At 45.3% G+C, this 7,572-nt stretch carries 7 protein-coding genes and 1 pseudogene; 1 reads left to right on the top strand and 7 read right to left on the bottom strand.

Features of this window, described 5'->3' with window-relative positions:
* Window positions 1-83: 83 nt before the first annotated feature.
* From ACERC8_RS09460 to dprA, 3 genes are all read right to left on the bottom strand, one after another.
* Window positions 84-419, bottom strand: coding sequence for a zinc ribbon domain-containing protein YjdM (locus ACERC8_RS09460; RefSeq protein ID WP_018368537.1), 336 nt, complete (start codon window positions 417-419; stop codon window positions 84-86).
* 226 nt (window positions 420-645) lie between these two features.
* On the bottom strand, window positions 646-2,742 hold the full coding sequence (topA, locus tag ACERC8_RS09455) for a type I DNA topoisomerase (protein WP_373659636.1): 2,097 nt from the start codon (window positions 2,740-2,742) through the stop codon (window positions 646-648).
* Between the two features lie 91 nt (window positions 2,743-2,833).
* Window positions 2,834-3,676: a DNA-processing protein DprA gene (gene dprA, locus ACERC8_RS09450; protein ID WP_373659635.1), complete on the bottom strand. Its 843-nt coding sequence runs from the start codon at window positions 3,674-3,676 to the stop codon at window positions 2,834-2,836.
* Window positions 3,677-3,781: 105 nt separating this feature from the next.
* On the opposite strand from dprA, the gene ACERC8_RS09445 reads away from it, so the two are divergent.
* A complete protein-coding gene (locus ACERC8_RS09445; RefSeq protein WP_373659634.1) occupies window positions 3,782-4,126 on the top strand; it encodes a hypothetical protein in 345 nt (114 codons plus the stop codon).
* Between the two features lie 47 nt (window positions 4,127-4,173).
* On the opposite strand, the gene ACERC8_RS09440 is transcribed toward ACERC8_RS09445, so the two are convergent.
* The 4 genes and pseudogenes from ACERC8_RS09440 to ACERC8_RS09425 form a co-directional block, all read right to left on the bottom strand.
* Window positions 4,174-4,725, bottom strand: coding sequence for a sugar O-acetyltransferase (locus ACERC8_RS09440; protein ID WP_373659633.1), 552 nt, complete (start codon window positions 4,723-4,725; stop codon window positions 4,174-4,176).
* A gap of 144 nt (window positions 4,726-4,869) precedes the next feature.
* The gene (locus tag ACERC8_RS09435; RefSeq protein ID WP_373659632.1) at window positions 4,870-5,643 is read right to left on the bottom strand and encodes a ribonuclease HII; all 774 of its coding nucleotides are present in this window, start codon (window positions 5,641-5,643) and stop codon (window positions 4,870-4,872) included.
* Window positions 5,621-6,478, bottom strand: coding sequence for a ribosome biogenesis GTPase YlqF (gene ylqF, locus ACERC8_RS09430; protein WP_373659631.1), 858 nt, complete (start codon window positions 6,476-6,478; stop codon window positions 5,621-5,623). Before ylqF ends, ACERC8_RS09435 begins: the two co-directional genes overlap by 23 nt.
* Before the next feature lie 89 nt (window positions 6,479-6,567).
* A pseudogene (locus tag ACERC8_RS09425) lies at window positions 6,568-7,495 on the bottom strand (tyrosine-type recombinase/integrase); the annotation flags it as partial.
* Window positions 7,496-7,572 lie beyond the last annotated feature (77 nt).

The raw sequence follows: 7,572 nt of genomic DNA, 5'->3' as shown, positions 1-7,572 counted from the left end.
AAGGACTTAGTCCTGTGCAATACAGAATTAAATCCTTTCAATAATATTTCTTGTCCAACTTTTGGGGGTCAGTACACTTGCAATTAAATCTTTTTCACGAATTCACTTTTGAGCTTCATGGCACCAAAGCCATCAATTTTACAATCAATGTTGTGGTCTCCCTCAACCAGACGGATATTTTTCACACGAGTCCCCTGTTTGAGGTCTTTCGGTGCACCTTTGACCTTCAAGTCCTTAATAACCGTTACCGTATCACCGTCCGCTAGACGAGTGCCGTTACTGTCTAACACAATCAAGCCAACTTCTTCAGCTGCTGAATCGGTCGGTGACCACTCATAAGCACACTCTGGACAGACCAAGAGCGCCCCATCCTCATAAACATACTCCGATTGACATTCTGGGCAGTTTGGTAGTGCCATCACTTCTCCTTTACTTCTATTTAGTCATCTTCATTTTACTGAAAATAACAGAGCTTGACAAGGAGAAAAAGGTAACCAGTAAAAAACATGAGGAAAATCACCTGAATCCTAGACGGCAATGCTTGACCATAACATGGCGACAGCACTAGCTAATCCGATACAAAAAGGACGGCGTTTCAATTGTCCGCTTTGAGTGACCGATTGAAACCCTGCCCTTTTGTTTACTCTACTTAACTTTTTCTTCTTTATAGTCACACTTATCGGCGCTACAAACGACCTGACGTCCGCCACCGCGAACAGCTTTCTCAACGAGGAAATCCCCAGATTTTGGACAGTTACGCCCGACTGGCTTATCCCAAGCAGTGAAATCGCAAGCTGGATAGCGGTCACAGCCGTAGAATATCCGATTTTTCTTGGTCTTGCGCTCGATGATTTGTCCTTGGTGACAGGTTGGGCAGGTCACACCGATTTCTTTTGTGATGGCTTTGGTGTGGCGGCAGTCTGGAAAATTACTGCAAGCGTAGAATTTGCCAAAGCGTCCCAACTTGATGACCATATCGTGACCACAGACCTCACAAGCAAAACCTGCTGGCTCATCTTTGATTTGGATTTTTTCCATTTCTGCTTCAGCTTTCGCTAGTTCACGCTTGAACGGCTGATAAAAACTGTCGATGATTTTTTGCCAGTTTTCTTGTCCAACTTCGACATCATCCAGCTTATTCTCCATCTCAGCGGTGAAGGCTACATTGACAATATCTGGGAAGAACTCAACAATCAGGTTGTTGACAATCTCGCCCAACTCCGTCGGTTCAAACCGCTTGGCAGTTAACTTGACATAATAGCGCTTCTGAATGGTCTCAAGAGTCGGTGCATAAGTCGACGGACGACCAACCCCATTTTCCTCAAGGGTCTTAATCAAAGTCGCTTCTGAATAGCGAGCTGGCGGTTGAGTGAAGTGCTGCTCAGGGGTCAAGTTCTCCTTTTTAACCATATCACCCTCAGTCATCTCAGGCAACATTTTATTCTTGTCCGAGTCGTTATAAACGGCCAGGTAACCGTCAAACTTGATCTGGCTACCATTAGCAGTAAAGAGTACACCATTTTGGGTCAGGTTAACCTTGACAGTATCAAAAACAGCAGCAGTCATCTGGCTAGCCACAAAACGGTTCCAGATAAGGGTGTAGAGCTTAAGCTGATCCTTGTCCAGGTATTTGGCAATGCTCTCTGGCGTATGGTTGACGTTAGACGGACGAATAGCTTCGTGGGCATCTTGAGCACCGCTGGCATTTTTGACCTTGTTGCCGTGCTTAGAGTATCGGCTACCGAATCGCTGACTGATGAAGTTATCGGCATCTGCCTGAGCTACTGGGCTGATACGGGTCGAGTCTGTACGCATATAGGTAATCAAACCTTGGTGCCCAGAAGGTCCTAGGCTTAGTCCTTCATAGAGTTGTTGGGCAACCATCATGGTTTTGCGGGTACGGAAATTGATTTTATTGGCTGCATCCTGTTGAAGAGATGAGGTGGTGTAGGGCAGTGGCGCATTGCGACGGCGCTCTTTCTTTTCCACCTGCTCTACCAAGAAATCCGCCGAACTCAACCGTGCAAGAACAGCTTTAACATCATCGTTGTTAACCAACTTGAGCTTCTTGCCATCAATCCCATAGAAACTAGCTTGAAACTTCTTGGTGCCTTTTTTGAAGAGCCCATCAATAGTCCAGTATTCTTCTGGTTTAAAGGCCTTTATCTCGTTCTCACGGTCAATAATCAGCTTGAGGGCGACCGATTGCACCCGACCTGCTGACAAGCCTTTTTTGACCTTTTTCCAGAGGATAGGTGAAATGGAATAACCCACGATACGGTCAAGGACACGACGAGCCTGCTGGGCGTCCACCAAATCCATATCGATTGGACGTGGTTCGACAAAGGCATTTTTGACTGCATCCTTGGTGATTTCATTGAACACAACACGATTCTTGTCGGTGATGTCTAAGCCCAAGATATGCGCCAGATGCCAGGAAATGGCCTCTCCCTCCCTATCCGGGTCACTGGCGAGATAGACTTGCTTGGCATTCTTGGCCTCTTTTTTCAGGCTATTAATCAGCGGTCCCTTTCCTCGGATATTGATATATTCTGGCTGGTAGTTATTATCAAAGTCAATGGACATGCTAGATTTTTTCAAATCACGAATATGCCCGACAGAGGCGACCACCTTGTAATTGCGACCAAGGTACTTCTCGATAGTTTTGGCCTTGGCAGGTGACTCCACGATAACCAGATTTTTTTTAGGACTTGTTTTTTTACTTGCCGTTTTGGTTGCCATAGCTCTCTTTCTTTCATTTCAAATCTATAGCATGATAAACCATTTTTTCCAAGCTGTCAATAAAAAAATGTTTCTATAGGAAAACGACTTGTTAAAATTGATACTCCGATAGGATGTCAAGTCCTGTCGTGGTGCACTTTGCGCCTTCTTTGATCAAATGAAGACAGCCGTCTGACTGACCATCTAAAATGTTACCTGGAATGGCAAAGACATCTCGTCCTTCTTCTAAGGCACGCTCACAGGTAATCAGACTACCTGAACGCATTTTTGCCTCGGCAACGAGGACGCCTTGTGATAGCCCTGCAATAATGCGATTACGCTCTGGGAAATGAAACTTGAGCGGCTGCTCTCCAGGCAGATATTCTGATAAGAGCAAATGGTTCTTAGCGATGTAGTCTTGGAGCTGACGGTTTTCTTTAGGATAGTAGACATCAAGTCCACAACCGATGACGGCTATGGTTGCTCCGCCATTTTTCAAAGCCGCCACATGAGCCGCCGTATCAATTCCTCGAGCTAGGCCGCTGACGATGACAAAATGGTTGCCCAGCTCTGCCATGATTTTTTTGATGGAGTTGGTGCCGACCTCACTGGTCTTACGAGAGCCGACCACCGCCAGTTTAGGTTTGGTCAAGAGGTCAAGATTTCCCTGATAGAAGAGGAGGACAGGTGGGTTATAGATTGTTTTGAGCTCAAGGGGATAAGCCGTATCAAAGATAGAAAGGCTCTTAAAGCGGTTGAACTCCTCCCGCAAGGTCTTGCTGTCTAGCCGCTTATAGTTTTCCATAAAAATAGTCGGTTGCTTGCGCTGAGAGACCACAGCCATATCCCGTAAGGACAGGGACTTGCCGTATTTGGCTTGGTAGTCCAAAATATTGAGGACTTGACGATTGGTCAGGCCAGCTTTTTTCAGCTTAAAAAGGTCAAAATTATTCATCAGTTATCCTTTCAAGTGTTCTACTGGATTATTCGTGGAACAGCTTGAAAAATCTTGACAAAAATAGGAGAAATCTTGTATAGTTAAGTCAGAAAAGGAGATATCATGACAACTTCACCTCAACCATCACCGACAGGGCTCTACTCCACTGAGAAATGGGCCTACAGCGGCCTGGTACAATTTGCTGCTCAGGACAAGCCTGAGCTGGCAGACCTACTGAGAGAACAAGGAGCTATTTATAAGACCTACTATTATTCAGCGACAGACCCCTACGCCTTCAACTCCACAGAGGAAATCGACCATTATCTGGCAGAAACTGCCGCAGAGTTCCTCGCTGCTATGGAAAAAGGAGAGGCTGAACGCTATATCCAGCAACGCACTGAGCAGCAACGCCAAGCTGAAGAGTCTGGACGTCAAATCGCCGAGCAATTTAGCCACTTATCAAAATAACTAAAAAACGACTGACAAGGTTACTCACTCTTTCAGTCGTTTTTTGCTTAGGTCAACCGCTTAATCACTCGTGCGGGATTACCAGCTAAGACGATATTGTCTTCATCAAAGGATTTGGTAACCACCGAGCCTGCACCGATGACCACACGATTGCCCAAGGTGACACCTGCTAAAATTGTTGCGCCGCCTCCAATCCAGACCTTATCACCAATAGTAATGGGCTTGCCATATTCGACACCAGTCACCCGCTCATCAGCATCCAGCGGATGCAAGGGCGTTAAGAATTGAACATTGGGACCAATCATGGCATCATCTCCGATGGTAATGGGGCAAACATCCAAAAACGTGCAGTTAAAATTGGCAAAAAAATTCTCGCCCAGAAAAATATTTTTCCCGTAATCGCAGGAAAATCCTGTTTCAATCAGACAGTTCTCGCCTGTTTTTCCTAGCCAAGTCTTGAGCAAGTCCGTTCGTTTGGTCACATCCAATTCCTGATTAAAGGCCTGCATGTGTTGCCGCGCTTCTTGTCTCAGCGCCAGCAAGTCTGGGTCGATGGCATCGTAGTGGTGACCAGCCGACATCTGTTCAAAAATCGTCATATTTCAGTTATCCTTTTGGTTATCAGTAATATGTCTTCTCAATATGCAGTGATAAGCAAGTCGGACGCTGCTCAAACATGCCAAAACTGAAAACTTTAGTCAAGATAAAACAAGCTCCCAGAAAGACCAGTCAAGCTAATATTATCAATCCTTACCACCCACCATGCTCTTAATCGGTTCAAATGATTTACGGTGAATAGGGGTTATTCCTAGCGCCTTCAAGCCCTGCAAGTGCTTGGCCGTCCCGTATCCTGCATTTTGGGCAAAATCATAGCCTGGGTAGAGCTGGTCATAGTCAGCCATCAGGCGGTCACGTGCGACCTTGGCCACGATCGAGGCGGCAGCGATGGACATGCTCTTCGCATCTCCCTTGATGAGGCTGGTCTGTGGAAGCTCCGTCTCCAGCTTCATGGCATCAATCAGCAGGTGGTCGGGCTGCGGTGATAGCTGACTGATGGCATCCTGCATGGCGATTTTGGTCGCTTCATAGATGTTAACACGGTCGATGACCTCTGGTAACTGGACACTGATGCCTACTGCTACTGCTTCTGCCATGACAGCGTCGTACACCGCTTCATGCTTTTTCTTGGGGATTTTCTTGCTATCATTGAGGCCTGTGATTTTACAGCCGACAGGCAGGATAACCGCTGCCGCAACAACAGGACCAGCTAAGGGGCCTCGTCCGACTTCGTCAACACCTGCAATTAGCCGAAAGCCTTTCTCGTAGAACTTTTTTTCGTACCATAGCAGAGCTTCAAGACGGTCGTCTTCTGCCGCTAGCTGCTCTAGCTCTTTTTGGCGTTTTTTGACCGCCGTCTGCACGCCTGCTCTTCCATCTGCCAAAAGCTCCTCAAAGAGGGGGGCAGATAAACTGGTAACAGCTGCCAGCTGGGCTTTAATCGCTTGAATAGTTGCCAATCTCGTCCACCTTATCTAGGGTATAGGTACCCAGCTTGCCGTCCCGCACCTCCTTGACAAAGAGGGTGTAAAAACGGTCGTAGTCGTCCTTAAAGCCCAGCTTTCGAGTCAACGCCACAATCAGCTCAGGCGTCTCCTGCTCCCAATCCATCCCCTTAAACCGCTCCTTGAGGCGGTCAGGATAGTGAGCCTTGAAATAATCCAAACCAAAAATCGTGATATCATCCATGGGCAGGAGATTGTCCTTAATAGCACCTGTCAGAGCCAGTTTTAATCCGACCATCTGGTCTTCAAACTTGGGCCAGAGAATCCCCGGTGTGTCCAGAATTTCCAAATCCTTATTGGTCTTGAGCCACTGCTGCCCTTTGGTAACCCCTGGTTTATTGCCGACAACAGCGATTTTCTTGCCCGCCAGACGGTTCATCAAAGTAGACTTACCAGCATTTGGAATGCCGATAATCATGGTCCGCAGGGTCTCTTTTTGAATACCACGCTCCCTCAGGCGAACCAGCTTATCAGCCATGAGGGCTTTCGCAGCCTCGGCGACCTGCTTGACCGTCACCTGCTCTTTAGAGTTGAGAGCAAGAGTCTTGATGCCCTGCGCTTCATAGTAAGCCCGCCATTGCTTGGTCAGCTCCTTATCTGCCAAGTCTGCCTTGTTCAAAATCAGGAGCTTGGGCTTATCACCGACAATTTTAGTCAGCATGGGATTTTGGCTGGACAGGGGCAATCTAGCATCGACCAAGATGGTCACAAAATCCACAAATTTGATATTTTCCTGCACCTGTCTCCTGGCCTTTGACATGTGACCTGGAAACCATTGAATAGTAGCCATGTGTGTAAAATCCTTTCGTATCAAGGGTTTTCAGCCCTTAGTTTTTTAATAATCATGCGAGTCACCAAAAAGTCACCAAGTGTTGGACACTAATCCCAGACCAAACGGTATGATTGCATTTTATTATGTTTATTTTTAATTCCGATAATATCAAATGAATGGTATATATTTGATAGATCTTGTCGGACTTTCGGCAAAATATTTGATGCAATATGCTTTGGAGCATAGGTCGGTGAAAGACCTATAACTTCTCTGAACTCATCTATTCCAAGCTCTATTTCTCCTTCAGAGAGATGCGCATCAACTATTTCTTGTAATAAATGGAGAATATTTACAAGACCACTTTATTACTGGTCTAAATTCAAACCCATTTTCTTGAGCAAACTTATTTAGAGTTTCCAGAGCTTGTTCTTGAGCAGATGGTAGTTTATGGGTATAACCCATTGTAGTTTCAAAATTAGCATGCCCTACTCGCTCCATGACTTCTCTAATAGTTACACCTGAATCACCTGACTGCAGGTAAGTAATATGCATATGTCTAAAAGAATGTGGTGTAATATGTTTTTTCCACTTGAAACCATATCTTTCTTCACAGGTTTCTACTAATTCTTTTTCAACTCTCGCTAATACTTCTCTAAATGAGTGCGAAGTAATCGGTGAGCCATATTCTGTTTTAAAAATACTTGGTGATGTTTTAAAACTTGGGCATGGATTAGCTTCAGCATAGCAATCAAATTTTTTACTGCGTTCTATCGCTCTCAAAATAGCTTCACATGCTACTTTAGGTAGAACAACTTGTCGTTCAGAGTTAATGGTCTTGGTACTATCAAAGTAATAATCTTCAACTCGCAAATCATGATATTGAAGTGATTTATCAATTGTCAATACACCAGTTTCCATATTAAAATCTTCCTCTGTGAACGCAGCTTCTCCAATCCGTACTCCAGAAAATAAAAGCACAATAGCTAAATCGTAGTAGCTTGGGTTACGACGTCTTCTCAACGTATCAAAGAAAGCATGAAAAGGCACCCCTTTTCTGTACAATTTTTATAAAGTGTTTTTGTTAAGCGATAACTCGCTTAACCATAGGTGTT

It is taken from the genome of Streptococcus sp. E29BA (assembly GCF_041807805.1).
In the GTDB taxonomy this organism is placed as follows: domain Bacteria; phylum Bacillota; class Bacilli; order Lactobacillales; family Streptococcaceae; genus Streptococcus; species Streptococcus entericus.
Note: the sequence above shows the minus strand (reverse complement) of the source record. Positions and strands in the feature narration are given on the sequence as shown.

Coding starts and splice junctions, on each gene's coding strand:
- ylqF (WP_373659631.1), bottom strand. CDS start 6,478: ATGGCTACTATTCAATGGTTTCCAGGTCACATGTCAAAGGCCAGGAGA.
- ACERC8_RS09460 (WP_018368537.1), bottom strand. CDS start 419: ATGGCACTACCAAACTGCCCAGAATGTCAATCGGAGTATGTTTATGAG.
- topA (WP_373659636.1), bottom strand. CDS start 2,742: ATGGCAACCAAAACGGCAAGTAAAAAAACAAGTCCTAAAAAAAATCTG.
- ACERC8_RS09440 (WP_373659633.1), bottom strand. CDS start 4,725: ATGACGATTTTTGAACAGATGTCGGCTGGTCACCACTACGATGCCATC.
- ACERC8_RS09445 (WP_373659634.1), top strand. CDS start 3,782: ATGACAACTTCACCTCAACCATCACCGACAGGGCTCTACTCCACTGAG.
- dprA (WP_373659635.1), bottom strand. CDS start 3,676: ATGAATAATTTTGACCTTTTTAAGCTGAAAAAAGCTGGCCTGACCAAT.